The following is a 26,391-nucleotide window of genomic DNA, read 5'->3' on the forward strand; positions in this document are numbered from 1 at the left end:
CCCCGCACGAGGACAAGGACTCCCTCCCCACCAGCCGCGCCCGCGGCCGGCTCTCCAGGCCCGAACTGGATCTGCTGGAGTCCACCACCGTCATGTTTCGCCAGTGGGACGCCCAGTGCGGCGGCGGACTGCGCCGCAAGGCGGTCGTCGGTCAGCTCCACGAGGTGACGGACCTCCTCCAGGAACCCCAGCCCGAGGCCACCAGCAGGAAGCTGTTCAAGGTCGCCGCCGAGCTGGCCGAACTGGCCGGCTGGATGTCGTACGACGTGGGGCTCCAGCCCACCGCGCAGAAGTACTTCGTCCTCGCGCTGCACGCCGCCAAGGAGGCCGGTGACCGGCCGCTCGGCTCGTACGTGCTGTCCAGCATGAGCCGTCAGATGATCCACCTCGGACGGCCCGAGGACGCCCTGGAGCTGATCCACCTCGCGCAGTACGGCAGCCGGGACTGCGCGAGCCCGCGCACCCAGTCGATGCTGTATGCGATGGAGGCACGCGCCTACGCCAACATGGGCCAGCCCGGCCGCTGCAAGCGGGCCGTCAGGATGGCCGAGGACGTCTTCGCCGACGCGGACGACTGGGACGAGCCCGACCCCGACTGGATCAGCTTCTTCTCCGAGGCCGAGCTGTACGGGGAGAACTCGCACTCCTTCCGCGATCTGGCCTATGTGGCAGGCCGCAGCCCGACCTACGCCTCGCTGGCCGAGCCGCTCATGCAGAAGGCGGTGGACCTGTTCGCGAAGGACAGCGATCACCAGCGGTCCTACGCGCTGAACCTCATCGGCATGGCCACCGTGCACCTGCTGCGCCAGGAGCCCGCGCAGAGTGCCGTACTGGCCGCACAGGCCATGAAGGCGGCCAAGCGGGTCCGCTCCGAGCGTGTCAACACTCGTATCCGAAAGACCGTCGACACGGCCGTCCGCGACTTCGGGGACCTCGCCGAGGTCGTCGATCTCACCGACCGGCTCGCCGTGGAGCTGCCGGAGACCGCGGAGGCGGTCTGACACACGGCGAAACCCCTGAACCCCGGCCGCGGCCGGCCCTCCCGAACCGCCCGACTCGGCTCCCCCGTGCCAGGTCATCGGAAGGCCGACCGCGGCCGGTTTGCGTGTTCCGACGAAGGTTGCGCCACGATAACGATCCACTCGCACAACATCAGCCAGTTCATCGAGGCGTAACCCACGAGGTGCCTTCGTCACGGCGGCGAAACAACGAGGGGCGTCGACCGAAACGGCGCTGCGCCAATCTCATGGCGCATAACCGGCCCACCCCCGAATCCCGCTCTGGCTTCGCCCGCACGGGGCCGTACCAACGACGAGGAGACGCCGATGGCACCAGCCATCACGCTTGCGGCGGACGCACCCACGCTGTCGTCCGCGAACACAGGCTTCATGCTCATCTGTTCCGCCCTGGTGATGCTCATGACCCCGGGCCTGGCCTTCTTCTACGGAGGCATGGTCCGAGTCAAGAGCACCCTGAACATGCTGATGATGAGCTTCATCAGCCTGGGGATCGTCACGATCCTCTGGGTGCTCTACGGCTTCTCCCTCGCCTTCGGCACCGACTCCGGCTCGCTGATCGGCTGGAACTCCGACTGGGTCGGCCTCAGCAACATCGGCCTGACGCAGCTGTGGGACGGCTACACGATCCCCGTCTTCGTCTTCCTGGTCTTCCAGCTGATGTTCGCCATCATCACGCCCGCCCTGATAAGCGGTGCGCTCGCGGACCGCGTGAAGTTCTCCGCCTGGGCACTGTTCATCACCCTGTGGGCCACGATCGTGTACTTCCCCGTCGCCCACTGGGTCTGGGGCGCCGGCGGCTGGGCCTTCGAGCTCGGCGTGATCGACTTCGCCGGTGGTACGGCGGTGCACATCAACGCCGGTGCCGCGGCCCTCGGCGTGATCCTGGTCATCGGCAAGCGCGTCGGATTCAAGAAGGACCCGATGCGCCCGCACAGCCTCCCGCTGGTCATGCTCGGTGCCGGTCTGCTGTGGTTCGGCTGGTTCGGCTTCAACGCCGGCTCGTGGCTCGGCAACGACGACGGCGTCGGCGCGCTGATGTTCGTCAACACCCAGGTCGCCACCGCCGCCGCCATGCTGGCCTGGCTGATCTACGAGAAGATCCGCCACGGCGCGTTCACCACGCTGGGCGCCGCCTCCGGCGCGGTCGCCGGTCTGGTCGCCATCACCCCCTCGGGCGGTGCGGTCTCCCCGCTCGGCGCGATCGCCGTCGGCGTCATCGCCGGTGTCCTGTGCGCCATGGCCGTCGGCCTCAAGTACAAGTTCGGTTACGACGACTCGCTCGACGTGGTCGGCGTTCACCTGGTCGGCGGGGTCGTCGGCTCCCTGCTGATCGGCTTCTTCGCCAGCGGCAAGGGCCAGTCCGAGGTCCAGGGCCTCTTCTACGGCGGCGGCCTCGACCAGTTCTGGAAGCAGTGCGCCGGAGTCTTCGCGGTCCTCGGCTACTCGCTGGTGGTCTCCGCGATCCTCGCCTTCCTGCTCGACAGGACGATCGGCATGCGCGTCCCCGAGGACGACGAGGTGGCCGGCATCGACCAGGCCGAGCACGCCGAGACCGCATACGACTTCAGCGGTGCGGGTGGCGGTGCCGCCCGGTCCAACGTCACGGGCCCGGTGGCCGACACTGCGAGCAAGAAGGTGGACGCATGAAGCTCATCACCGCCGTCGTGAAGCCCCACCGGCTCGACGAGATCAAGGAAGCCCTCCAGGCCTTCGGGGTCCACGGCCTCACGGTCACCGAGGCCAGCGGTTACGGTCGTCAGCGGGGACACACCGAGGTCTACCGCGGTGCCGAGTACACCGTCGACCTCGTCCCCAAGATCCGCATCGAGGTGCTGGCCGAGGACGACGACGCCGAGCAGCTGATCGACGTCATCGTCAAGGCGGCCCGCACCGGCAAGATCGGTGACGGCAAGGTCTGGTCCCTCCCGGTCGAGACCGCCGTACGGGTCCGCACCGGCGAGCGCGGCCCGGACGCGCTCTGACCGCAGAACAGAACAGGAGCCACTGGGTGACGAGTACGGACGTGCGCAAGGATGCAGAGGACTCGGGACCCAGCGGCTACGCGGCGGCCCGGCTGCGCCTCCTCACCGAGGAGGCGCGGTCCGGGCCGCCGCGCCGTTCCGCCCTCTCCGAACTGACCGACGACTGGCTGGCGGGCCTGTTCACCGCCGGCAGCGAGGAACTCAGGGGCGTCTCCCTGGTCGCCGTCGGCGGCTACGGCCGCGGCGAACTGTCCCCGCGCAGCGACCTCGACCTCCTGCTGCTGCACGACGGCAGCGACCCCCAGGCCGTCGCCGCCCTCGCCGACCGCCTCTGGTACCCGGTCTGGGACCTCGGTCTCGCCCTGGACCACTCCGTGCGCACACCGGCGGAGGCCCGCAAGACCGCCGGCGAGGACCTCAAGGTCCAGCTCGGTCTGCTCGACGCCCGCCACCTCGTGGGCGACCTCGGGCTGACGGCGGGACTGCGCACGGCCGTACTGGCCGACTGGCGCAACCAGGCGCCCAAACGGCTGCCCGAACTCCAGGAGCTGTGCGCCGAGCGCGCCGAGCGCCAGGGCGAACTGCAGTACCTGCTGGAACCCGACCTCAAGGAGGCCCGCGGCGGCCTGCGCGACGCCACCGCCCTGCGCGCCGTCGCCGCCTCCTGGCTCGCCGACGCTCCTCGCGAGGGCCTCGACGACGCCCGCCGCCGCCTCCTCGACGTCCGTGACGCCCTGCACCTGACGACCGGCCGCGCCACCGACCGGCTGGCTCTCCAGGAACAGGACCAGGTCGCCGCCGAACTCGGCCTCCTCGACGCCGACACCCTCCTGCGCCAGGTGTACGAGGCCGCCCGCGTCATCTCGTACGCCAGCGACGTCACCTGGCGTGAAGTGGGGCGCGTGCTCAAAGCGCGCTCGGTGCGGCCCCGGCTGCGCGCCATGCTCGGCGGCGGCAAGCCCGTCGCCGAACGCTCCCCGCTGGCCGAAGGCGTCGTGGAGCAGGACGGCGAGGTGGTGCTCGCCCGCGCCGCGCGCCCCGAACGCGACCCCGTGCTGCCCCTGCGGGCCGCGGCTGCCGCCGCCCAGGCCGGCCTCCCCCTCTCCCTGCACGCCGTACGGCGTCTGGCGGCCACCGTGCGCCCGCTGCCCACACCCTGGCCCGCCGAGGCCCGCGAGCAGCTCGTGACCCTGCTCGGCTCGGGGCAGCCCACGATCGAGGTCTGGGAGGCGCTGGAGGCCGAAGGGCTGATCACCCGGCTGCTGCCCGACTGGGAGCGGGTGCGCTGCCGGCCCCAGCGCAACGCCGTGCACATCTGGACCGTCGACCGGCACCTCATCGAGACCGCCGTGCGCGCCTCCGAATTCACCCGCCGCGTCAGCCGTCCCGACCTGCTGCTCGTCGCCGCCCTGCTGCACGACATCGGCAAGGGCTGGCCCGGCGACCACTCCGTGGCCGGCGAGATCATCGCCAAGGACGTGGCCGCCCGCATCGGCTTCGACCGCACCGAGGTGGCCGTCCTCTCCACCCTCGTACGGCATCACCTGCTGCTCGTCGAGACCGCCACCCGGCGGGACCTGGAGGACCCGGCCACCGTCCGCTCGGTCGCCGAGGCGGTCGGCTCCCAGGGCACCCTGGAACTGCTGCACGCGCTGACCGAGGCGGACGCGCTGGCCACCGGCCCCGCGGCCTGGTCGTCCTGGCGGGGTTCGCTCGTGGCGGACCTGGTCAAGCGCGTCTCGGCGGTGCTCGCCGGGGAGCTTCCGGAGGAGCCCGAGGCCCCCGCGGCCACCGCAGAGCAGGAGCGGCTCGCCATCGAGACGGTCGCCACCGGCAGTCCCGTCCTGTCCCTGCGCGCGCAGACCGAACCCCAGGCCGACCCCGCGGACCAGCCGGCCGGCGACCCCGAGCCGCTCGGCGTGGAGCTGCTCATCGCCGTACCCGACCAGCCGCGGGTGCTGCCCGCGGTGGCCGGCGTGCTCGCCATGCACCGGCTGACCGTGCGCACGGCGGAGCTGCGGGCCCTGCCCCTGCCGTCCGGTGTCGAGGGCTCCGTGCTGCTGCTGAACTGGCGCGTCGCCGCGGAGTACGGCTCACTGCCCCAGGCCGCCCGGCTCCGCGCCGACCTGGTGCGCGCCCTGGACGGCTCCCTGGACATCGCGGGCAGGCTCGCGGAACGCGACGCGGCCTATCCCCGGCGCCGGGGCGTGGTGGCGCCCCCGCCGCGGGTGACCGTCGCCTCGGCGGCCTCCCGCCTGGCCACCGTCATCGAGGTACGCGCGCAGGACGCGCCGGGCCTGCTGTTCCGGATCGGGCGGGCGCTGGAGGACGCGGGGGTGCGGATGCGCAGCGCACACGTGAGCACGCTGGGCGCGAACGCGGTGGACGCGTTCTACGTCACGGGAGCCTCGGGCAGCCCGCTGCCGCGCGACGAGGCGGCCGCGGTGGCGCGGAAGCTGGAGGAGATGTTGCGGGGGTGACCTCTTGCGGTGCGGGAGGTCACCCGGTGTGCTCCCCGCCGACGCGGGGGTTTCGTCCCCGCCCGCTGTAATGCAGCGGGCGGGGACGTTTGTCTTGCGGGCCAGATACTCTGGAGGGCGACCCACTGCCCCCGACTTCGAGGACCGACGCCACCGTGTTCGATACCCTCTCCGACCGCCTCAGCGCGACTTTCAAGAATCTCCGCGGCAAGGGCAGGTTGTCCGAGGCGGACATCGACGCCACGGCCCGCGAGATCCGCATCGCGCTCCTCGAAGCCGACGTGGCGCTGCCCGTCGTCCGCACGTTCATCAAGAACGTCAAGGAGCGTGCCCTCGGCGTCGAGGTCTCCAAGGCCCTGAACCCGGCCCAGCAGGTCCTGAAGATCGTCAACGACGAACTCGTGACGATCCTGGGCGGCGAGACCCGGCGCCTGCGCTTCGCCAAGAACCCGCCCACCGTGATCATGCTGGCCGGTCTCCAGGGTGCCGGTAAGACGACCCTCGCGGGCAAGCTCGGCCGCTGGCTGAAGGAGCAGGGCCACTCGCCGCTGCTCGTCGCCGCCGACCTCCAGCGCCCCAACGCCGTCAACCAGCTCAGCGTCGTCGCCGAGCGGGCCGGCGTGGCCGTCTACGCCCCGCAGCCGGGCAACGGCGTCGGTGACCCGGTCCAGGTCGCCAAGGACTCCATCGACTACGCGAAGTCCAAGGTCCACGACATCGTGATCGTGGACACCGCCGGCCGGCTCGGCATCGACGCCGAGCTGATGCAGCAGGCCGCCGACATCCGCGACGCCGTCTCGCCCGACGAGATCCTCTTCGTCGTCGACGCGATGATCGGCCAGGACGCCGTCAACACCGCCGAGTCCTTCCGGGACGGCGTCGGCTTCGACGGCGTGGTGCTCTCCAAGCTCGACGGTGACGCCCGCGGTGGTGCCGCCCTGTCGATCCGGCAGATCACCGGCAAGCCGATCATGTTCGCGTCGAACGGCGAGAAGCTCGACGACTTCGACGCGTTCCACCCTGACCGGATGGCCTCCCGCATCCTCGACATGGGTGACCTGCTCACCCTCATCGAGCAGGCGGAGAAGACGTTCAGTCAGGAAGAGGCCGAGAAAATGGCCTCCAAGCTGGCGTCGAAGAAGGGCCAGGACTTCACCCTGGACGACTTCCTGTCCCAGATGGAACAGGTCAGGAAGATGGGGTCGATCTCCAAGCTGCTCGGCATGCTGCCGGGCATGGGCCAGATCAAGGACCAGATCCAGAACATCGACGAGCGCGACATCGACCGCATGGCCGCGATCATCAAGTCGATGACCCCGGCCGAGCGCCAGGATCCGGCGATCATCAACGGCTCGCGCCGCGCCCGTGTCGCCAAGGGTTCCGGTGTCGAGGTCAGCGCGGTGAAGGGCCTGGTCGAGCGGTTCTTCGAGGCCCGCAAGATGATGTCCCGCATGGCCCAGGGTGGCGGTATGCCGGGCATGCCCGGGATGCCGGGGATGGGCGGCGGTCCCGGCCGCGCCAAGAAGCAGCCGAAGAAGGCCAAGGGCAAGCAGCGCTCCGGCAACCCGATGAAGCGCCGGCAGCAGGAGCTGGAGGAGGCCGAGCGCAGGGCCGCCGGAGCCCAGGGCGGCGCCCTCGGCCTGCCGGGCCAGCAGGGAGGCCAGGACTTCGAGCTCCCCGACGAGTTCAAGAAGTTCATGGGCTGATCACGGCCGTACGGTGTCGGGGGCGCCCTCCTCAAGGGGGGTGCCCCCGTTGCGTTCCCGCAGGTGCTCACGGCTGCGGTGTGTCGTAACGTCCCGATATGACCAATGCTGCGCCGCCACGGAAGTCGCCCGACCAGCCCTGGCGTACCGAGGGTGCCCCGGAGGAGCCGCCCAAGCCGCCGCCGGGCGGGCGGCGGGTGCGCGGCGGCTGGTGGAGCCTGATCCTCGCCGCGCTGGTCGTGTTCCTGATCGCGCTGCTGGTGCTGTCGTTCTTCAACGAGGGCGACGAGCCGACCATCTCGTACACCGAGTTCAGCCGGCAGGTCGACGAGGGCAACGTCAGCAAGATCTACGCCAAGGGCGACGCCATCCAGGGGCAGCTGCGGAAGGGGCGGGACAACCCGGAGGGCGACGGGACGTACACCAAGTTCCGCACCGAGCGGCCGACCTTCGCCGACGACCGGCTCTGGGACGAACTCACCGAGCACGACGTCACCGTCACGGCCGAGCCGGTCGTCAAGCAGCGCAGTTTTCTCGCCAATCTGCTGATCTCCCTGGCGCCGATGGTGCTGCTCATCGCCGTGTGGGTGTTCATCGCCCGGCGGATGCGCTCGGGGGGCCTGGGCGGGGCGGGCGGCATGCTCGGCCGCAAGGCGCCGCCCAAACCGGTCGAGCTGGAGCCCGGTCAGGAGCGGACCACGTTCGACGACGTGGCCGGCATCGACGAGGTCGCGGGCGAGCTGAGCGATGTCGTCGACTTCCTGAAGAACCCCGACGCCTACCGCCGCATGGGCGCCAAGATGCCCCGCGGAGTGCTGCTCTCCGGGCCACCCGGCACCGGCAAGACGCTGCTCGCGCGGGCGGTGGCCGGGGAGGCGGGGGTGCCGTTCTTCTCCGCGTCGGCCTCCGAGTTCATCGAGATGATCGTGGGCGTCGGCGCCTCCCGGGTGCGCGAGCTGTTCGCGGAGGCCCGCAAGGTGGCCCCGTCGATCATCTTCATCGACGAGATCGACACCATCGGGCGGGCCCGCGGCGGCGGCTCGGCGATGGGCGGCCATGACGAGCGCGAGCAGACCCTCAACCAGATCCTGACCGAGATGGACGGCTTCTCCGGCTCAGAGGGCGTGATCGTCCTCGCCGCCACCAACCGCGCCGACATCCTGGACCCGGCCCTGACCCGGCCGGGCCGCTTCGACCGGATCGTCAGCGTCTCGCCCCCGGACCGCGGCGGCCGCGAGGCGATCCTCGCCATCCACACCCGAGAGATCCCGCTCGCCCCGGACGTCGACCTCGCCCAGGTGGCCCGTACGACCCCGGGCATGACCGGTGCCGAGCTGGCCAACCTCGCCAACGAGGCGGCCCTGCTCGCCGTCAAGCGAGGACAGCACCAGGTGAGCCGGAGCGACCTGTCCGAGGCCCTGGAGAAGGTGCAGCTCGGCGCGGAACGCTCCCTGGTGATGCCCGAGGAGGAGCGGCGCAGGACGGCGTACCACGAGAGCGGGCACGCGCTGCTGGGGATGCTGCAGCCGGGCGCCGACCCGGTCCGCAAGATCACCATCGTGCCGCGCGGCCGGGCCCTCGGCGTGACGCTGTCGACGCCGGACGCGGACCGGTATGCGTACACGGAGGAGTACCTGCGCGGCCGGATCATCGGCGCGCTCGGCGGCATGGCGGCCGAGCACGTCGTCTACGACATGATCACCACCGGCTCCGAGAACGACCTGGAGCAGGTCACCACCATCGTGCGCGGCATGGTCGCCCGCTGGGGCATGAGCGGGCGCGTGGGCCGCATGTCGGCCCTGCCCGGCGACGCCCAGCAGGCCTACGGGCTCTCCGCCGCCCCGCGGACCCTCGACGCCATCGACGACGAGATGCGGCGCGTCGTCGACGAGTGCTACGAGGAGGCCTGCCGCAAACTCCGCGACCACCGCGACCAGTTGGACGCCCTCGCCCAGGCGCTCCTGGAGAACGAGACGCTGGACGAGGCGGACGCGTACCGCATCGCGGGCGTCACCAGGCTGAGCAAGGACACCCAGAGCTAGCCGTTCTCAGGGCCACGAGCTGTCAGGGGACCCTGGCGATCAGGTACCTGAAGACGTTCGGCATCCACACCGTGCCGTCCGCACGCCGGTAGGGGTGGAGCGCCTCGGTCACCTCCTTGTCCACCTGCGCCTGGTCCGTCGCGGAGATCGCCGCGTCGAACAGGCCCGTGGACAACAGACCCTTGAGGGCGCTGTCGACGCCCGCGTACCCGAACGGGCAGGCCACCCGCCCGGAACCGTCGGGCCTGAGCCCGGCCCGCTGGGCGACCTCCTCCAGGTCGTCGCGCAGCGCGGGCCGCCAACTCCCCGCGGGCCGCAGCGGATCGGCCAGCCTGGTGGCCACCCGCAGCACGGACGAGGTCGCGCAGCGCTCCGGCGGGCCCCAGCCCACCAGCACCACGGGCGCCCCGCGCTCGGCCAGCGGAGTGGCGGCCGTGAGCAGCTCGCCGAGCCCCTCCGAATCGCCGGCCAGACATCCGATCGGCTCGAAGGCGGTCACCAGGTTGTACGCGGGTGTCTCCGCGTCGGCCGCGTCCTCGGGTGAGCCGTCGACGAGGCGCAGGGCGCCCCGCGCGCGCGTGCCCCAGGCCTCCGGGGCCAGCCGCTGCCGGGCGAGGGCCAGCCGCTCCGGGGCCAGTGCCTCGACGCCGGTGAGGGCCGCGCCTCTGGAGGCCGCCATCAGCAGCGCCAGCCCGGAGCCGCAGCCGAGGCCCAGGAGCCGGGTGCCGGCCCCCACTTCAAGTCGCTCGTAGACGGCCTCGTAGAGCGGGACCAGCATGCGCTCCTGGATCTCGGACCAGTCACGCGCGCGTGCGCCGAGGTCCACGCGGAGCACCGGCCCCGTATGAGACAGGTGCTCCCGCACGAGCGTAGGTGTCATGGATAAGCGCCCCAATCCGCCGAGAGTTTGCCGCAGTACCCGTTCAGGTGGCCCCCGTCAGTGCGCCGGCACTCCCTCCCGTATGCCAGGTAACTCCCCACTCGACCCCGCGTCCAGGGGTTGCGGAGGCCTGCTTGCGCGCTGTCAGCGCTTGTGGCGAGATTTCACATTCCGGCAACCTGGGCCCGTACCATCGCGCCATGGCAAAGGCACCCGTTCTCACCCCGCAGGCGGAGGACTTCCCGCGCTGGTACCAGGATCTGATCGCCAAGGCGGAACTGGCCGACAACGGACCGGTGCGCGGCACCATGGTGATCCGGCCCTACGGGTACGGGCTGTGGGAGCGGATGCAGGCTGAGATGGACGCCCGCATCAAGGAGACGGGCACCCAGAACGCGTACTTCCCGCTGCTGATCCCGCAGTCGTACCTCGCTCGCGAGGCGGACCATGTGGAGGGCTTCGCGCCCGAGCTGGCCGTGGTGACCCACGGCGGCGGCAAGGAGCTGGAGGAGCCCGCGGTCGTCCGGCCCACCTCCGAGATGATCGTCAACGAGTACTTCGCGAAGTGGGTGCAGAGCTACCGCGACCTGCCGCTGCTCATCAACCAGTGGGCCAACGTCGTCCGCTGGGAGCTGCGGCCCCGCCTGTTCCTGCGCACCACGGAGTTCCTGTGGCAGGAGGGTCACACCGCGCACGCCACCTACGAGGACGCCCGTGACTTCGCCGCGCGCATCCACCGCCGGGTGTACGAGGACTTCATGGTGAACGTCCTGGCCATGGACGTCGTGCCCGGCCGCAAGACCGTCAAGGAGCGGTTCGCCGGTGCCGTCAACACCCTCACGCTCGAGGGCATGATGGGCGACGGCAAGGCCCTGCAGATGGCCACCAGCCATGAACTGGGCCAGAACTTCGCCAAGGCCTTCAACACCTCGTACCTGTCGAAGGACGGCACGCAGGAACTGGTCTGGCAGACCTCCTGGGGCTCGACGACCCGCATGATCGGCGCCCTGGTGATGATGCACGGCGACGACAGCGGGCTGCGCGTCCCGCCGAGGCTGGCGCAGATCCAGGCCGTCGTCCTCGCGATCAAGGGCGACGAGGCGGTTCTGGCCAAGGTCCACGAGGTCGGCGACCGGCTGAGGGCGGCCGGGATCAGGGTCCATGTCGACGACCGCACCGACACCCCGTTCGGCCGGCGCGCGGTCGACTGGGAGCTGAAGGGCGTCCCGGTCCGCGTCGAGATCGGCCCGCGCGATCTGGCGGACGGCACGGCGATGCTGGCCCGGCGCATCCCCGGAGGCAAGGAGCCGGTCGCCCTGGACGCGCTGGCCGGCCTGCTGCCCGCGATCCTCGAGGAGGACCAGGCGCTGCTGCTCAGGCAGGCCCGGGAGCGCCGTGAATCCCGTACGGCGGACGTGTCCACGCTCGGCGAGGCCGTCGAGGTGGCCACCGCCGGCGGCTGGGCCCGCATCCCCTGGGCCGATCTCGGCCCGGACGGCGAGAACGCCCTCGCCGAGCACGCGGCGACCGTACGGTGTCTGGTCGCCGAGGACGGGTCGGTGCCCGAGGCCGAGGACGCGCCCGGTAACGTCGCGGTCGTCGCGCGCGCTTACTGAGTCGACGCCCTCCGGGTGGAAAGCGACCGAAACGCCCCTTGCGCCCCGGCGGAACATTCCTCCCTCCGCCTGTGGACGTGGTCTACAGGCGGAGGCGTACGTGGGGCTACGCACCAGCTTGATATGAGCTGTGAGGCTTCTCCGCAGATCAGCGCACCCGCCCTCGTCAGGACGCATCAGCGGCAACTGACGGGTACGTGCAAATTATTTGGGATGCCCCGGAATAGGAACACAGCGGTACCCCCGCTCGTTGTCATTACGTGAGCACGACACAGACACCACCTGTTCTCGCCGCAGAGCTGGCACAGGCGTGGGCCGACATTCAGCGGTACCACCCCGAGCTGCCGGACCTTGCCGCGCCAGAGTCACTGATCGGGGAGTCGTCGTCCGCCTGCGGTCACGAACTCTCCTTCGAGCGACTGCTCCATGAGGCAGTCCACGGCATCGCCGCCGCCCGCGGTGTCCGCGACACCTCCCGCGCCGGCCGCTACCACAACCGCAGATTCCTGGCGATCGCCGAGGAGCTGGGCCTGGACCACCCCGAGGAGCCGCATCCCAGCAGTGGCTTCTCGCTGGTCACGCTCAACCCCGAGGCCAAGCGCCGATACCGCCCGACGATCGAGCGCCTGCAGCGGGCGCTCAAGGCCCATGTGGCCGCCACCACCGCCGAGACGACCCGTGCCTTTCGCGGCCCGGCCGCCCGGCACGGCTCCTCCGGCGGCGGTGTCCGCGTCAAGGCCGTCTGCGACTGCGGGCGCAACGTCCGGGTCGTTCCCTCGGTCCTGGCCCAGGCTCCGATCGTGTGCGGCGGCTGCGGCAAGCCGTTCCGCATCCCGGAGGTCATGGGCGCGGCGTAACCCGCGGGCGTGGACGCACCGGCATCTCGTGGCTGCCGGTTCGACAGCCGGCGCGGGGAGCCGTCATCCGACGGCACCCCGCGACTCGGCGTGCGCACCCGGCGTACGGCCGCCGCAGGGCGATCGTGGTGTCCGGGTGCCGTTCCCGCATGCCCCGCACACCCTGCGGCTCAGGAGGGCCCGCGGGGTGTGGCAGAATGGTCAGCTGTACTCGACAGCCGCATAGGACCCCTCTCTCCTCCGGCTGACGCGTCCATCGGGCACTCGGGTACCGCAACCCCACGCGGCAATCTCGCCGTGCCCAAACACGTCAATTCAGGAGAAGTCACTCCAGTGGCAGTCAAGATCAAGCTGAAGCGTCTGGGCAAGATCCGTGCGCCTCACTACCGCATCGTCGTCGCCGACTCCCGCACCCGTCGTGACGGTCGTGCGATCGAGGAGATCGGCAAGTACCACCCGACGTACAACCCGTCGGTCATGGAGGTCGACGCCGACCGCGTGGCCTACTGGCTGGGTGTCGGCGCGCAGCCGACCGAGCCCGTCCTCGCCATCCTGAAGAAGACCGGCGACTGGCAGAAGTTCAAGGGCGAGCCCGCCCCGGCTCCGCTGCTCGTCGCCGAGCCGAAGAAGGCGCGCCCGCTGTTCGAGGCCCTCGGTGGCGACGACTCGGGCAAGGGTGAGGCCATCACCCAGAAGAAGAAGGCTGAGAAGAAGGACGAGGCCGCGGCTGAGTCCGAGTCGACCGAGGCCTGAGCAGCATGCTCGAAGAGGCGCTTGAGCACCTCGTGAAGGGCATCGTCGACAACCCTGACGACGTGCAGGTCGCCTCGCGTGACCTGCGCCGTGGTCGCGTGCTCGAGGTCCGGGTCCACCCGGACGACCTCGGCAAGGTGATCGGCCGCAACGGCCGCACCGCACGCGCTCTGCGCACCGTCGTGGGCGCCATCGGCGGCCGTGGTGTCCGTGTCGACCTCGTCGACGTGGACCACGTCCGCTGACGCATCTGCAGCACCGGCTCGGGCCGGGGAGGGCCACTGGGCCGTCCCCGGCCCGCAGTCGTTACGGCACACGTACGACCGGCATGACAGGTACGACAGGTACGACAGGAGATCTTCGACAGTGCAGCTCGTAGTCGCACGGATCGGCCGCGCTCACGGCATCAAGGGCGAGGTCACCGTGGAGGTCCGCACCGACGAGCCGGAACTGCGGCTCGCCCCCGGCGCCGTACTGGCCACGGACCCCGCCGCCAAGGGTCCGCTCACGATCGAGACCGGCCGGGTGCACAGCGGCCGTCTCCTCCTGCGCTTCGAGGGGGTCACCGACCGCACGGGGGCCGAGGCTCTGCGCAACATCCTCCTGATCGCCGACGTGGACCCGGAGGAGCTCCCCGAGGAGGAGGACGAGTACTACGACCACCAGCTCATGGACCTGGACGTGGTGACGAAGGACGGCGTCGAGGTCGGCCGGATCACGGAGATCTCGCACCTGCCCTCGCAGGACCTCTTCATCGTCGAGCGGCCGGACGGGAGCGAGGTGATGATCCCCTTCGTCGAGGCGATCGTCACCGAGATCGACCTGGAGGAGCAGCGGGCGGTCATCGACCCTCCGCCCGGACTGATCGACGACCGCGCCGAGATCGCCTCCGCACGCGACGACGAGGCGGCGGCGGAGAAGACGGACGACGAGACCGGGGGCGGCTCCTGATGCGTCTCGACGTCGTCACGATCTTCCCCGAGTACCTCGACCCGCTGAACGTCTCCCTGGTCGGCAAGGCACGCGCGCGTGGGCAGCTGAACGTCCAGGTGCACGACCTGCGGCAGTGGACGTACGACCGGCACAACACGGTCGACGACACTCCGTACGGCGGCGGGCCCGGCATGGTCATGAAGACCGACCCGTGGGGCGACGCCCTCGACACCGTCCTCGCCGACGGCTACGAGAGCGGCGCCCACGCCCCCGCGCTCGTCGTCCCCACCCCCAGCGGCCGGCCCTTCACCCAGGAACTCGCCGTCGAACTCTCCGAGCGGCCCTGGCTGATCTTCACCCCGGCCCGCTACGAGGGCATCGACCGGCGCGTCATCGACGAGTACGCCACCCGGATCCCGGTCTACGAGGTCTCCATCGGCGACTACGTCCTGGCCGGCGGCGAGGCGGCCGTCCTGGTCGTCACGGAGGCCGTGGCACGCCTGCTGCCCGGCGTGCTCGGCAACGCCGAGTCCCACCGCGACGACTCCTTCGCGCCCGGCGCCATGGCGAGCCTCCTCGAAGGCCCGGTCTACACCAAGCCGCCCGCCTGGCGCGGCCGGGGGATCCCCGAGGTGCTGCTCAGCGGCCACCACGGCAAGATCGCCCGCTGGCGCCGCGACGAGGCCCTGCGCCGTACGACGGCCAACCGGCCCGACCTGATCGAACGCTGCGACCCCAAGGCCTTCGACAAGAAGGACCGCGAGATGCTCTCCATCCTGGGCTGGTCACCGGATCCGGAGGGTGAGCCCTACGGCCGATTTTGGCGCAGGACCGACGGCGTGGAACAATAGGCCGCTGTTGTGCGCCGTCCGGCGTGCGCCCCTGCCACGGGGGGACACGACGCCCGCCCCGACAGCACGACTCTCCTTCAGAACTCCTAGTTTCCGTTGATGACCTGTGGCATCAACGAGGAAAGCAGACGAAATGTCTCACCTGCTCGACACAGTCGACTCCGCGTCGCTGCGCACCGACGTCCCGGCCTTCCGCCCGGGTGACACCGTCAACGTCCACGTCCGCGTCATCGAGGGCAACCGCTCCCGTGTGCAGCAGTTCAAGGGCGTGGTCATCCGCCGCCAGGGCGCCGGTGTGCGCGAGACCTTCACGGTCCGCAAGGTCTCCTTCTCCGTCGGCGTCGAGCGCACCTTCCCGGTGCACACGCCGATCGTCGAGAAGATCGAGCTGGTCACCCGCGGTGACGTGCGTCGCGCCAAGCTCTACTACCTCCGTGAGCTGCGCGGCAAGGCCGCGAAGATCAAGGAGAAGCGCGACAACTGAGCGTCTTCAGGAGTTCATGGCGGGGCCGGATAGCATCTGGCCCCGATGGACACCGAAGCTCAGCCGACGGAGCGCGACCGCTCCTCCAGCCCTTCCGATCCCGGAGCGATCCCGGACCCGGAGGGACCGGAGGGCCGGTCGCGTTTCGCGTTGGTGGCGGGGATCACGCAGTGGCTGCCGGGCGGCCGGATCAGTCTCACGCTGCTGATCTGCCTGCTGTTTTCGCTGCTTCTCAACCTCTTCGTGATGAAACCGTTCCAGATTCCCAGCGGATCCATGGAGAACGGATTGAGGATCGGTGACCGCGTTCTCGTAAATAGGTTGGCGTACCGTTTCGGTGCCGAACCGCGGCGCGGCGACGTCGTCGTGTTCGACGGCACCGGGTATTTCGGGAACGCCGACTACGTCAAGCGCGTCGTGGGTGTGGGGGGAGACCACGTGGTCTGCTGCGACAAGGAGGGGAGGATCCAGGTGAACGGCCGGCCGGTCGACGAGTCGACGTTCCTGTATCCGGGCGACAGTCCGTCCACGGTGCCCTTCGACGTGGCCGTGCCCGAGGGCACCCTGTTCCTCCTCGGCGACCACCGCAGCCACTCCCGCGACTCCCGCGACCACCTCGGCTCACCGGGCGGCGGCATGGTCCCCGTCGACGCCGTGATCGGCCGCGCCGACTGGATCGCCTGGCCCTTCGCCCACCTCACCCGCCTGCACCGCCCGAGCGGCTACGCGCGCGTGCCGGAGGCGAGCACCGCGTCGGACCCGGCGGGCGCCCATGGGTAACCGCGGAAGGCCACGCGGTGTGTCCGACAACGCCGCGGACAACCTCCTGCCCACCGGCGTCCGGCGCGCCGCCGGCTCGTCCGGTGGCCGCACGCGCGCGGAGCGGCGCAAACTCCAGCGCAAGGTCAAGCGCAAGCGCAGGCGCAGCGCCGTCCGGGAGATCCCGCTCCTCGTCGGGGTCGCCGTCCTGATAGCGCTCGTCCTGAAGACCTTCCTGGTGCAGGCCTTCGTGATCCCGTCCGGCTCGATGGAGCAGACGATCCAGATCGGCGACCGGGTCCTGGTGGACAAGTTCACCCCGTGGTTCGGCTCCAAGCCGCAGCGCGGGGACGTCGTCGTCTTCAAGGACCCCGGCGGCTGGCTCCAGGACGAGCAGCCCACCACGAAGAAGGACGACCCCATCGTCGTCAAGCAGATCAAGGAAGGGCTCACCTTCATCGGTCTGCTGCCGTCCGACAACGAGAAGGACCTCATCAAGCGGGTCGTCGGCGTGGGCGGCGACCACGTCCAGTGCTGCGACACGCAAGGGCGTGTCACGGTCAACGGCGTCCCCCTGAACGAGGCGGACTATCTGTACCCCGCCAACGCGCCCTCGATCACCCCCTTCGACATCACCGTGCCCCAGGGGCGCCTGTGGGTGATGGGCGACCACCGGGAGAATTCCGCGGACTCCCGGGCCCACCAGGACACGGACTACGGCGGCACGGTGTCCGAGGACGGCGTGGTGGGGCGCGCCATGGTCATCGCCTGGCCGCTGGGCCACTGGAACTCCCTCAAGGAACCGCAAACCTTCTCCTCCGTGACCGACTCGGTGTCCGGGGCGACCGCGCGGTCCGACGGGTCGCATAGGGTTGCCCCCGACGATCCGAACGGAACGATCCGACTCCCGAGCCCTGCGGAACTCCCGCTCGTTATGGGAGTGGTGGGCCTGCGTCGTATGTGGGGCAGGCAGCGGCACAGAGTAAGGAGTTGGCGTGGGGGATGTGGCGGTTGGCGCACGGTCCGGGCACGACGGCGAGGAGCACCGCGGACACCCCGTGGACGAGGCCGGCCCGACCCAGGACAGCGCTGTGACCTCCGGGAATGACTCCCCGGCGGCCGGAGACGACGGGCCGGGGGACGGGCAGCCCCCGGTGACGGGACAGGGCTCCGGTGACGGGGCCCCCAAGGCGAAGAAGCCACGCTCCTTCTGGAAGGAGCTGCCGATCCTGATCGGCATCGCGCTCGTCCTGGCGCTGCTCATCAAGACGTTCCTGGTGCAGGCGTTCTCGATCCCCTCCGACTCGATGCAGAACACCCTCCAGCAGGGTGACCGTGTCCTGGTCGACAAGCTCACCCCCTGGTTCGGCTCCGAGCCCGAGCGCGGGGAGGTCGTCGTCTTCCACGACCCGGACGCCTGGCTCGCGGGCGAGCCCACGGCCGATCCGAACGCGATCCAGACCTTCCTCAGCTGGATCGGCCTGATGCCGTCGGTCGAGGAGAAAGACCTGATCAAGCGGGTGATCGGGGTCGGCGGCGACACCGTCTCCTGCAACAAGACCGGCCCCCTGAGGGTCAACGGCAAGGCGCTCAACGAGCCGTACGTGTACCCGGGGAACACCCCGTGCAGCATGGACGACCAGGGCGGCCAGTTCACGGTGAAGGTCCCCAAGGGCTTCATCTGGGTGATGGGCGACCACCGCCAGAACTCGCGCGACTCCCGTTACAACCAGTCCGACAAGAACCACGGCATGGTCCCGGTCGACGAGGTCGTCGGCCGCGCCATCGTCAAGGCCTGGCCGATCAACCGCTGGGACACGCTGCCGGTGCCGGCCACCTTCGACCAGGACGGTCTCAACGCCGGGTCGGCGGCCTCGGCCGCTCTCACGGTCGCGCCGCAGGGCGCGGCCCTCGTCGGTGTCGTCCCGCTGGTCCTGTGGCGCCGTCGGCGCGCCGAGCGGTCCGGGAACCGCTGATCCGCCCGCGGCCCGCTGCTTCGCCGGGCAAACGCTTGCCCAAGGTTGCGGCCGGGCCGGGGAAGAGGGGCTGCCCCGGCTCGGTACCGCCGGGTAGGGTGCGGATCCATGGGTGGCGAGAGCACGACACGTACGGCCCCGCACGGCGGCGGTGGCACCAGCAGTGGCCCGGTGGGCAGCCGGACCGGACATGTTCTGTCCGGTGTGGCCGTCGCGCTGGGCCTTGCGCTGTTTCTCGGCGGATTCGGCTGGGCCGCGCTCATCTACCGGCCGTACACCGTGCCCACCAGCTCGATGACCCCGACGATCGACGCAGGCGACCGGGTCCTCGCCGAGGTCGTGGACGGTGACGAGGTGCGCCGCGGTGACGTCGTCGTCTTCACCGACAAGACGTGGGCCGACAACGCGCCCGTGGTCAAGCGGGTCGTCGCGGTGGGTGGCGACACCGTCGCCTGCTGCACCGAGGGCAAGCTGACCGTCAACGGCAAGCAGATCGAGGAACCGTATCTGCCCGAGGGCAGCCTCGCCGAGATCAAAAACTTCCCGACGGTGAAGGTCCCCGACGGACGCCTCTTCCTGCTCGGTGACGAACGCCAGGGCTCCCTGGACTCCACCGCCCACCTCACGGACGCCGCCGGCGGAACGGTCGCGCGCACCTCGGTCAAGGCCCGGGTGGACGCCGTCGTATGGCCCATGAACGGCATGCTCGAGCGCCCCACCGGCTTCGAGTCGCTGGGCACGCTCTCCGAGCCGGGTCCGCTGCGCACGATCGGCTGGCTGATCGCGGCCGGCGCGGTGCTCGTCCTCGGCGGCGGCGCGTACGGCCCGGTCGCCAAGCTCGCCGCCCGCGGCCGCACCGGCACCCGCTCGGAGCCCGCCGGTGCCCGCTGAGACGACGGACGCGGGCGTCGACTCCTATGAGGGCGGGTTGCGCAGGGTCGCCCGGATCGTGCTCCTTGACCCCGACGACCGCATCCTGCTGCTGCACGGCCATGAGCCGGACGACCCGGCCGACGACTGGTGGTTCACTCCCGGCGGCGGAGTGGAGGGCGACGAGACCCGTGAACAGGCCGCGCGGCGGGAACTCGCCGAGGAGACCGGCATCACCGACGTCGATCTGGGCCCGGTGCTGTGGCGCCGGAGGTGCTCCTTCCCGTTCGCCGGCCGCCGCTGGGACCAGGACGAGTGGTACTACCTGGCCCGTACGACGGTGACGGCGATCCGGGCGACGGGCCTGACCGAGCTGGAGCGGCGCAGCGTCTGCGGAGCGCGTTGGTGGACGTGTCGGGAACTGACCCAGGCACATGAGACGGTGTATCCGACCAGACTCGCCGGGCTGCTGCGCAGGCTGCTCGACGAAGGTCCCCCGGCCCTGCCCGTAACCCTTGACACGGAAATCGTCTAGCGGCCCACGGGACTGGCGCACAATGGGGGGATCGCACGGCTGAAGGGGAACATGCCATGAGCGCCGAGGACCTCGAGAAGTACGAGACCGAGATGGAGCTGAAGCTCTACCGGGAGTACCGCGACGTCGTCGGTCTGTTCAAATACGTGATCGAGACCGAGCGGCGTTTCTACCTGACCAACGACTACGAGATGCAGGTGCACTCGGTCCAGGGTGAGGTGTTCTTCGAGGTGTCGATGGCGGATGCCTGGGTGTGGGACATGTACCGGCCGGCCCGGTTCGTGAAGCAGGTGCGGGTGCTCACGTTCAAGGACGTGAACATCGAGGAGCTGAACAAGAGCGACCTGGAGCTGCCGGGCGGGTGACCGTCCCGGACCGTCGCCCCTTGTGGGTGACGGAGTTTTCCACAGCCGCCGAGTTGTGCACCAAGATCCTTTTCGGTGCGGCGGATGCGTGAACGTTGGTGCCGGAGGTGGTGCCGACATGAACACGGATCTGGCACGAGGAGCACTCGGCAGGTACGGCGAGGAACTGGCCGCACGGCGGCTGGCCGACGCCGGGATGACGGTCGTGGAGCGCAACTGGCGCTCCGGCAGGACCGGAGAGATCGACATCGTCGCGCGGGACGGCGACGTGCTGGTCGTCTGCGAGGTGAAGACCCGCAGGGACGGCGGCTTCCAGCACCCGATGGCGGGCGTGACGCCCGAGAAGGCCGAGCGGCTGCGCGGCCTCGCCCAACGGTGGATCCAGGCCCACGGGGGAGCCCCACCGGGCGGCGTCCGCATCGACCTCGTCGGAGTCCTCCTGCCCCGGCGCGGGGCCGCCCTCGTCGAGCACGCGCGGGGGGTGGCCTGAGATGGGTTTCGCACGCACCTGCTCGGTGGCGCTGGTGGGCGTCGAAGGCGTCGTCGTCGAGGTCCAGGCCGACCTGGAGCCCGGAGTGGCGGCCTTCACGCTGGTGGGACTGCCCGACAAGAGCCTGAGCGAGAGCCGGGACCGGGTGCGGGCGGCGGTGGTGAACTCCGGCGGTGAATGGCCGCAGAAGAAACTCACCGTCGGCCTCAGCCCCGCCTCCGTGCCCAAGGCCGGCAGTGGTTTCGACCTCGCCATCGCCGCAGCGGTGCTCGGCGCGGCCGAGCGGATCGACCCGCGGGTGCTCGCCGACATCGTGATGATCGGAGAACTGGGCCTCGACGGACGGGTCCGCCCCGTCCGCGGGATCCTCCCGGCGGTGCTGGCGGCGGCGGACGCCGGTTACGAACAGGTGGTCGTGCCGGAATGCGCCGCGGCCGAGGCCTCGCTGGTCCCGGGCATCTCCGTGCTCGGGGTGCGCAGCCTGCGGCAGCTGATCGCGATACTCGCCGACGAGCCGGTGCCCCACGAGGAACCGGACGAGCCGGGCCGGCCCGACCCGCTCATGGCCGGCCTGCGGCTGCCCGGCACCGGCGCCGTCACCGGCGTGCACGGCCTCGGCGCGGCCCCGCACGACCAGGGGCACGACCTCGCGGACGTCGTGGGGCAGCGGTCGGCGCGCACGGCGGTCGAGGTGTCGGCGGCGGGCGGACATCACCTGTTCCTGGAAGGCCCACCGGGTGCCGGCAAGACCATGCTCGCGGAGCGCATGCCCGCCGTCCTGCCCCGGCTGAGCCGCAAGGAGTCCCTGGAGGTCACGGCCGTCCACTCGGTCGCGGGACTGCTGCCGCCGGGCAAACCGCTGATCGACGTTCCCCCGTACTGCGCCCCGCACCACTCGGCCACGATGCAGGCACTCGTCGGAGGCGGACCCCATATCGCCCGGCCCGGAGCCGTGTCGATGGCTCACCGCGGGATCCTCTTTCTCGACGAGACCCCCGAATTCAGCACCCATGCCCTCGACGCCCTGCGCCAGCCCCTGGAGGCCGGGCACGTCGTGATCGCGCGCAGCGCCGGGGTGGTGCGGTTCCCCGCACGGTTCCTCATGGTGCTGGCTTATGCGGGTGCGGACATGTCCGACAGGGGGTGAGTGAGTTGTCCGCCTTCTCTCAGGGGACACGGGTCCACTTCTTGGTGGGCAGAAGCCTTCTCGTACAGTCGTTACTCTTTGTGGAAGTGCGGTGCCGTCGGCTTGTGCGCCGAGCCTGTTGGGTACCGTCGGCATACCGTTTCTGTGCGTGACCTCATTGGTCCTCGCGCCCGTCACTAGAGACCGCCTCGGCCAAGCTGCTCCTGCCCGTAACCAGACGGCCGTCAGGTCGCCTCTGCGCTTGTATCCGTGACGGCAAGGGGGTCGGGCACTCAGGTCCGATTCTGGCCCGGCAGAGGGCCGTTCAGGCCGCGCCGCGTTCCTACCCCAGCGCACGGGTGATCGCCAGCGTCAGCTGTCGTGTCACACCGACGCGGCCCGGCTGGTAGCACCTGTTCGTTACTGTCGTCAGGCAAGCGAGGCAGCTGCGGTCGCTTACAAGGACGCCACAGGGGAAGACCTTCCCGCTGACTACACCTGGCGCAGAAGGTGTTCCCGGGGCGGTTCCTCGGGAGCTCGGACTCCCTTCCAAGCCGCAGCCTGAGCACCTGCGCGAGCGCCATTCCTGAACGATGCCAGCGGATGCCCTGTAGGACGGTCGGATCACCGCTGAAGCGTCAGTACTTGTCCCTGCTACACGAGCCTCATTTGGCGCAGGAATCTACTTGGTCCGCTTGGGCGGCTATTGCCAGTGGTTAGCCATTCAATCCGTTCAGAATAGTAGATGTGTGTTTCCTGGCGGGCACGTGTGACGGACACATAAAATTTGCGCTGATCCTCTGCCATCTTTGATGCTGAGTACTGTGAAGAAAAGTGAGGGATCATGCCATCGTTGGCGCCGACTATGAAGACGTAGTCGAATTCAAGTCCCTTGCTTGATGACATGGTGCACACCTGTACCTGCCCTTTCCTTCGGCCGCGCTCGCTCAGCTCATTTGTGGTCCACTGGGCCAACTCGCCGCCGGGTGCGAACATTTCCGTCAATTCTGCGCACGATGCCTGATCTTCGGATCGAAGCAGACCGGATTCGCTGCCAGGGCCACTGGACATTAGGCGCTGCAGGAAGGATGCGGCAGATTCGCCAGCGGTGGACTCGCGTATGGCCTTCAGTAGTGAAACTTCCGAGTCAAGCCCATCCTGTGTACTCTCGTGCAGGTACTTCCAATCAAGGAGTAGTCGAGAAGGATCAACTGCATCCTCACCCCCGTGCACCACCCAAACTGCCAGCTGCTCAATCAGTGCTGTAAAGACAGTGGATACGTAGGGGGATCCTTGATTTACGGCTGGTATCCCGAGGCTACGACACACTTTCACAAAGAGAGCGGAATGCTCATTCGTTGGGCAGAGCACAGCTATCTCGTGTTCAGGTTCCCCTGAAGCGATTAGGTCAGCGATGGTGTCAGCTACCTTGTCATACTGCCTCAGGATTCCTCCGGGGCAATAGTGCGCTTCGACGGATCCGCCGCTGCGTGTTCCTTCAACACCGCCAACTTCCAGGAGTCTATTGGCGGCATCGATGATTTCTTGAGCGCAGCGATAGTTTACTTTGAGTTCAACAGGTGATACGCCCTCTAGTTGACCTATTTCTTTCAGGAGTTCTGGCCTACTTCCAAGCCACCCATAGATGGCCTGGTTGTAGTCGCCCACAGCAAAGAGAAGCGATTTCTTGCCTTCTCCAAAGCACAACAGGCGGACTATCTTGTCCAGGGCTGGCGCTAGATCTTGATACTCGTCGACATAGATTCGGGGGAACTTCGCGACTAGTAGATTTCGGGCGAATCTGTTCTGTTCCGTAATGCTCAACGCGGCTCGGATGAGTGAGTCGAAGTCGACGAGCCCTTGGTTTGCCAAGATCTCGGAATAGCGTTGAGCAACCAGCTGAATCCGCGCCCCTGCTTTTCCCCATTCGTCTGCAGTCGCTAGCATCGTGAGATGCTGCTTGGCGGTTGAGATTACGTTTCTAGTATCTTCGCCCCGAGGGTAAATCTCTGCGACAGCCGATCGATAGGCGGCATTCACTTGCTTGTTCGTCGCAATCTTCCGAGTCAGTAGATCTGGGAAGCCGCATACGGTGGCGAACGGGCGAATGATTTCTTTAAGCGCGAATGCATGTACCGTGCCAATGAATAGATTTCTGCGGCGCTGATCTGTTAGGGAAATAACTCGACGGGCGAGTTCGCCGGCGGCAGCATTGGTGAGTGTTACGCATGCTACCCCTTGGGGAGGTGATATGTGTGTGGCGAGGTCAAAAGCGACGCGAGTCGAAAGCAGCTTGGTCTTTCCACTGCCAGGCGGCGCAGTTACCACGCAGTGGCTTTCTGTGTTGAATGCCTCCCATTGCCGTTCGTTCGTCTTGAGCTCTTCGATGGAAGCTGACAGAGGCTTCACTGTGCCACCAGGTGCTCAATAGCGTTTTGAACGTAGGCGGGGCAATCTAGTTCGTGGCCTAGAACGGCGTTGGCGTAGCGGCCCTTTCCGCCCACTCGTCTGATCATGCCAAGGTACTGCTTGTAGGTTGGCAGCAGACCACCCCAGGAAGTGATGTCTTTGAGGGCTTGTTGAGTTCGCGCAAGGCCTTTTAGCGTGGCGATTCCTGCTTGAAGATTGGCGTCTGATGCTGAGGCCAGATCGAACTCAAACGTTGTCTTTCCTACGAAGATTCCGGATTCTTCCGCAGTGCCGCTTTCTTTGAGGGAAGTCAACCATCTACGCGCCCGAAGATTTCCGGTTACCACCTTCCTTCCTATTGTTTTCGACGCGGTTTCATCACCGTCGGTGATGACTGCGTAAGGGATGCCTACAGCCTTGCAAAATGAAATATAAGGAAGGAAGTGGGTGCCATGGATCGCGCATACCGTGATGCCGTATTTATCCAGGTCGTACCCTAGGCTTTCAGCCAAAGCAGGCACGATGGCCTGCTCCGCGTATCCCTCGACAAGTAGCACGCGCTTAGCGAAGATCATTTCCGCGCGGGTCACATCCAAGTACCTCGCGATGTCTTCCCAGTCTTCGTCGCTTAGATTCGCGTCGGCTGCGGAAAGTGTATCGGTGGACTTTCCGTTATCTCTGAGAAAGATGATGTTCTGTGGCCCGGCGGCGCTGGCAATATGGGGAGATTGCGTGGTCACGAAAACGGTGTGAGTGTCGCTTGCGTTCTCCAGTAGGCGGCGAAATACCAGGCGCTGTAGATGAGGGTGGAGATGAGCCTCTGGCTCTTCAATAGCTAGGATTGAGTGGGCGATTTCCTTACTGAGTCGCCGCTCTAGTCCAAGCTCCATAAGCGTGAAGTACAGAATGTTGAGGCTGCCGAGACTGGCGCTTGGAAGGGGACGTTTGTTATCGCCGTCGACGAAAAGCCGTAGTGTCCTGATTAGTCTCTGGGGATCCGGTGATGCGACTCCAAGCTCTGACTGGAGAGCGTGTGAGGGTCCCACCATGTCCGTCATGAGCTTCGTGATCTTATCGCCCAGATCCTTAATAGAGGGTAGGGAGCTGACTTGACTGTTGGCTTGCTCGATAGAGTCGGCAATCTTCGTGAGCTCGGTCGCGGTGGATGACTCAGCTGCGGCTTCCAGGAGCTGACGTAGTGGAGAGCGGCGCCAATTTGTTACGTCTGATTCAACATCTCTGAGGGCATGTAGAAATGCCAGATGCAAGAAGGAGCGAAGCTCCGAAGGCATGAAGTTGCTTTCATCGTCGCCCTGGAAGATGAAAGCGCGATAAGCGGAATCGTCTGTCGTGTCGCCCGGAAGTTCTTTTGGTGCGTACTTAAATGTGATCCGCGCTTTGACGGGGGATCTACTGACGAGAGCGCCCGCCAGGACGGCTGAGGCCCGGTCGTCATCTTCGAAGTCTTCTATGTCTACAGAGACAGAGATTTCAGCCTTCTCCGTGAACGGGTCCCAGTCCATGCGGCCATTCGCCAGTCCATCCCAAAAATCTTCTCGTCGGAGATTCCGGTCACTGTTTGGAAGCGTAGGGTCAAAAAGCAGACGCAATGCATGGATGAGATTGGATTTCCCAACCCTGTTCTCGCCCACGAATACGTTGTAGGCGCTTAGTGGAACATCGACGGAAGCAAGATTACGAAAGTTCTTAATCCGCAGTCTTGTAATGCGCATAGCCGATGTCCTCCGAATGATGAGCACTCCAAAGCGTGAGCGCCTCATTTTAAGGTGGCTACCCCACGCTGGGAACAGGTTTCCCAAAACTCACTTAGGCATCAAACTGGCGTTCGGTTATGAGGCGCGGGTGCGAGTCTCCGTGGGTCTTGCTCGTCGCGCGGACAAGCCCGCTGACGATCGGTGATGGAGGGCGTCGCGGTAGTCGCAGTCTGCTGACTCGTGGGGCGGCGTCTCGAACATGCGGAGCAGAAAGTGAGTCCCGTTCAAGCTGCTCTCCAGGAGGAGGCCTTTTCTCTGTCTCGATGATGACCTCCTGGCCGTCGTGTGGACCACCCTCGATCGCAACCCCAGCATCGTGCCAAGCCGAACGGACGCCAGCGGAATTCATCCCCCACGCTGCCTGGTGCCGGCTGCCCGTACAGGTGCGAGGATGATCATTTCGCCTCTCGGTCCTACCCGCCTGCTCGCCCCCGAGGCCCGGAGGGCGGGCGGTCATTCGCTGTTTGCTGCCCTGCCAGAGGT

23 protein-coding genes and 1 pseudogene are annotated in these 26,391 nt (G+C 68.1%); 21 read left to right on the forward strand and 3 right to left on the reverse strand.

What is annotated here, in order from left to right:
• From P1P75_RS05755 to ftsH, 6 genes are all read left to right on the forward strand, one after another.
• Positions 1-1,001, forward strand: a 1,001-nt coding sequence (locus P1P75_RS05755; protein WP_319252313.1) for a hypothetical protein, incomplete at its 5' end; no start/stop codon positions are given.
• Positions 1,002-1,325: 324 nt separating this feature from the next.
• Positions 1,326-2,666, forward strand: coding sequence for an ammonium transporter (locus P1P75_RS05760; protein ID WP_319252314.1), 1,341 nt, complete (start codon positions 1,326-1,328; stop codon positions 2,664-2,666).
• A complete protein-coding gene (locus P1P75_RS05765) occupies positions 2,663-3,001 on the forward strand; it encodes a P-II family nitrogen regulator (protein ID WP_003997576.1) in 339 nt (112 codons plus the stop codon). Before P1P75_RS05760 ends, P1P75_RS05765 begins: the two co-directional genes overlap by 4 nt.
• A gap of 26 nt (positions 3,002-3,027) precedes the next feature.
• Entirely contained in the window at positions 3,028-5,481 is a 2,454-nt protein-coding gene (locus tag P1P75_RS05770) for a [protein-PII] uridylyltransferase (protein ID WP_319252315.1), read from the forward strand.
• Positions 5,482-5,636: 155 nt separating this feature from the next.
• Positions 5,637-7,187: a signal recognition particle protein gene (gene ffh, locus P1P75_RS05775; RefSeq protein ID WP_319252316.1), complete on the forward strand. Its 1,551-nt coding sequence runs from the start codon at positions 5,637-5,639 to the stop codon at positions 7,185-7,187.
• A gap of 98 nt (positions 7,188-7,285) precedes the next feature.
• Positions 7,286-9,229 (forward strand): ATP-dependent zinc metalloprotease FtsH, encoded by a 1,944-nt coding sequence (ftsH, locus tag P1P75_RS05780; RefSeq protein WP_319252317.1) that lies wholly within the window; start codon positions 7,286-7,288, stop codon positions 9,227-9,229.
• A gap of 22 nt (positions 9,230-9,251) precedes the next feature.
• Here ftsH and P1P75_RS05785 read toward each other — a convergent pair whose 3' ends face one another.
• Entirely contained in the window at positions 9,252-10,109 is an 858-nt protein-coding gene (locus P1P75_RS05785) for an SAM-dependent methyltransferase (protein ID WP_319252318.1), read from the reverse strand.
• A 200-nt stretch (positions 10,110-10,309) separates the two neighbouring features.
• Here P1P75_RS05785 and proS point away from each other — a divergent pair, with 200 nt between their 5' ends.
• The 15 genes and pseudogenes from proS to P1P75_RS05860 form a co-directional block, all read left to right on the forward strand.
• A complete protein-coding gene (gene proS, locus P1P75_RS05790; protein WP_319252319.1) occupies positions 10,310-11,725 on the forward strand; it encodes a proline--tRNA ligase in 1,416 nt (471 codons plus the stop codon).
• Positions 11,726-11,985: 260 nt separating this feature from the next.
• A complete protein-coding gene (locus P1P75_RS05795) occupies positions 11,986-12,582 on the forward strand; it encodes a hypothetical protein (protein WP_086769908.1) in 597 nt (198 codons plus the stop codon).
• Between the two features lie 333 nt (positions 12,583-12,915).
• The gene (gene rpsP / locus P1P75_RS05800; protein ID WP_086769907.1) at positions 12,916-13,335 is read left to right on the forward strand and encodes a 30S ribosomal protein S16; all 420 of its coding nucleotides are present in this window, start codon (positions 12,916-12,918) and stop codon (positions 13,333-13,335) included.
• A 5-nt stretch (positions 13,336-13,340) separates the two neighbouring features.
• The gene (locus P1P75_RS05805) at positions 13,341-13,580 is read left to right on the forward strand and encodes an RNA-binding protein (protein WP_005479813.1); all 240 of its coding nucleotides are present in this window, start codon (positions 13,341-13,343) and stop codon (positions 13,578-13,580) included.
• A 121-nt stretch (positions 13,581-13,701) separates the two neighbouring features.
• Positions 13,702-14,286 carry a ribosome maturation factor RimM gene (gene rimM / locus P1P75_RS05810; protein WP_319252320.1) on the forward strand — a complete coding sequence of 195 codons (585 nt, stop codon included), beginning with the start codon at positions 13,702-13,704 and terminating at the stop codon, positions 14,284-14,286.
• On the forward strand, positions 14,286-15,119 hold the full coding sequence (gene trmD, locus P1P75_RS05815; RefSeq protein ID WP_319252321.1) for a tRNA (guanosine(37)-N1)-methyltransferase TrmD: 834 nt from the start codon (positions 14,286-14,288) through the stop codon (positions 15,117-15,119). Before rimM ends, trmD begins: the two co-directional genes overlap by 1 nt.
• Positions 15,120-15,252: 133 nt before the next feature.
• Entirely contained in the window at positions 15,253-15,603 is a 351-nt protein-coding gene (rplS, locus tag P1P75_RS05820; RefSeq protein WP_007493339.1) for a 50S ribosomal protein L19, read from the forward strand.
• 45 nt (positions 15,604-15,648) lie between these two features.
• A complete protein-coding gene (lepB, locus tag P1P75_RS05825; RefSeq protein ID WP_319252322.1) occupies positions 15,649-16,383 on the forward strand; it encodes a signal peptidase I in 735 nt (244 codons plus the stop codon).
• Positions 16,376-17,470 (forward strand): signal peptidase I, encoded by a 1,095-nt coding sequence (lepB, locus tag P1P75_RS05830; protein ID WP_319252323.1) that lies wholly within the window; start codon positions 16,376-16,378, stop codon positions 17,468-17,470. The genes lepB (P1P75_RS05825) and lepB (P1P75_RS05830) overlap by 8 nt, the downstream gene beginning before the upstream one ends.
• Positions 17,358-18,338, forward strand: coding sequence for a signal peptidase I (gene lepB / locus P1P75_RS05835; RefSeq protein WP_319252324.1), 981 nt, complete (start codon positions 17,358-17,360; stop codon positions 18,336-18,338). Before lepB (P1P75_RS05830) ends, lepB (P1P75_RS05835) begins: the two co-directional genes overlap by 113 nt.
• A gap of 108 nt (positions 18,339-18,446) precedes the next feature.
• Positions 18,447-19,229 carry a signal peptidase I gene (lepB, locus tag P1P75_RS05840; RefSeq protein ID WP_319252325.1) on the forward strand — a complete coding sequence of 261 codons (783 nt, stop codon included), beginning with the start codon at positions 18,447-18,449 and terminating at the stop codon, positions 19,227-19,229.
• Positions 19,219-19,743 (forward strand): NUDIX hydrolase, encoded by a 525-nt coding sequence (locus P1P75_RS05845; protein ID WP_319252326.1) that lies wholly within the window; start codon positions 19,219-19,221, stop codon positions 19,741-19,743. The genes lepB (P1P75_RS05840) and P1P75_RS05845 overlap by 11 nt, the downstream gene beginning before the upstream one ends.
• A gap of 56 nt (positions 19,744-19,799) precedes the next feature.
• Positions 19,800-20,108: a DUF2469 domain-containing protein gene (locus tag P1P75_RS05850; RefSeq protein WP_003965949.1), complete on the forward strand. Its 309-nt coding sequence runs from the start codon at positions 19,800-19,802 to the stop codon at positions 20,106-20,108.
• A gap of 88 nt (positions 20,109-20,196) precedes the next feature.
• The gene (locus tag P1P75_RS05855; protein ID WP_319252327.1) at positions 20,197-20,598 is read left to right on the forward strand and encodes a YraN family protein; all 402 of its coding nucleotides are present in this window, start codon (positions 20,197-20,199) and stop codon (positions 20,596-20,598) included.
• Position 20,599: 1 nt separating this feature from the next.
• Positions 20,600-21,712: pseudogene (locus tag P1P75_RS05860) on the forward strand (YifB family Mg chelatase-like AAA ATPase); the annotation flags it as partial.
• Positions 21,713-22,378: 666 nt separating this feature from the next.
• Here the strand turns inward: P1P75_RS05860 and P1P75_RS05865 are convergent.
• Together P1P75_RS05865 and P1P75_RS05870 are read right to left on the reverse strand one after the other, a co-directional pair.
• Positions 22,379-24,133 (reverse strand): ATP-dependent helicase, encoded by a 1,755-nt coding sequence (locus P1P75_RS05865; protein ID WP_319252328.1) that lies wholly within the window; start codon positions 24,131-24,133, stop codon positions 22,379-22,381.
• A complete protein-coding gene (locus P1P75_RS05870) occupies positions 24,130-25,914 on the reverse strand; it encodes an AAA family ATPase (RefSeq protein WP_319252329.1) in 1,785 nt (594 codons plus the stop codon). The genes P1P75_RS05865 and P1P75_RS05870 overlap by 4 nt, the downstream gene beginning before the upstream one ends.
• Positions 25,915-26,391 lie beyond the last annotated feature (477 nt).

Source organism: Streptomyces sp. ID05-39B, from assembly GCF_033794725.1.
GTDB lineage: Bacteria > Actinomycetota > Actinomycetes > Streptomycetales > Streptomycetaceae > Streptomyces > Streptomyces bobili.

Coding starts and splice junctions, on each gene's coding strand:
- P1P75_RS05760 (WP_319252314.1), top strand. CDS start 1,326: ATGGCACCAGCCATCACGCTTGCGGCGGACGCACCCACGCTGTCGTCC.
- P1P75_RS05765 (WP_003997576.1), top strand. CDS start 2,663: ATGAAGCTCATCACCGCCGTCGTGAAGCCCCACCGGCTCGACGAGATC.
- ftsH (WP_319252317.1), top strand. CDS start 7,286: ATGACCAATGCTGCGCCGCCACGGAAGTCGCCCGACCAGCCCTGGCGT.
- P1P75_RS05785 (WP_319252318.1), bottom strand. CDS start 10,109: ATGACACCTACGCTCGTGCGGGAGCACCTGTCTCATACGGGGCCGGTG.
- proS (WP_319252319.1), top strand. CDS start 10,310: ATGGCAAAGGCACCCGTTCTCACCCCGCAGGCGGAGGACTTCCCGCGC.
- P1P75_RS05805 (WP_005479813.1), top strand. CDS start 13,341: ATGCTCGAAGAGGCGCTTGAGCACCTCGTGAAGGGCATCGTCGACAAC.
- trmD (WP_319252321.1), top strand. CDS start 14,286: ATGCGTCTCGACGTCGTCACGATCTTCCCCGAGTACCTCGACCCGCTG.
- rplS (WP_007493339.1), top strand. CDS start 15,253: ATGTCTCACCTGCTCGACACAGTCGACTCCGCGTCGCTGCGCACCGAC.
- lepB (WP_319252322.1), top strand. CDS start 15,649: ATGGACACCGAAGCTCAGCCGACGGAGCGCGACCGCTCCTCCAGCCCT.
- lepB (WP_319252323.1), top strand. CDS start 16,376: ATGGGTAACCGCGGAAGGCCACGCGGTGTGTCCGACAACGCCGCGGAC.
- lepB (WP_319252325.1), top strand. CDS start 18,447: ATGGGTGGCGAGAGCACGACACGTACGGCCCCGCACGGCGGCGGTGGC.
- P1P75_RS05850 (WP_003965949.1), top strand. CDS start 19,800: ATGAGCGCCGAGGACCTCGAGAAGTACGAGACCGAGATGGAGCTGAAG.
- P1P75_RS05870 (WP_319252329.1), bottom strand. CDS start 25,914: ATGAGGCGCTCACGCTTTGGAGTGCTCATCATTCGGAGGACATCGGCT.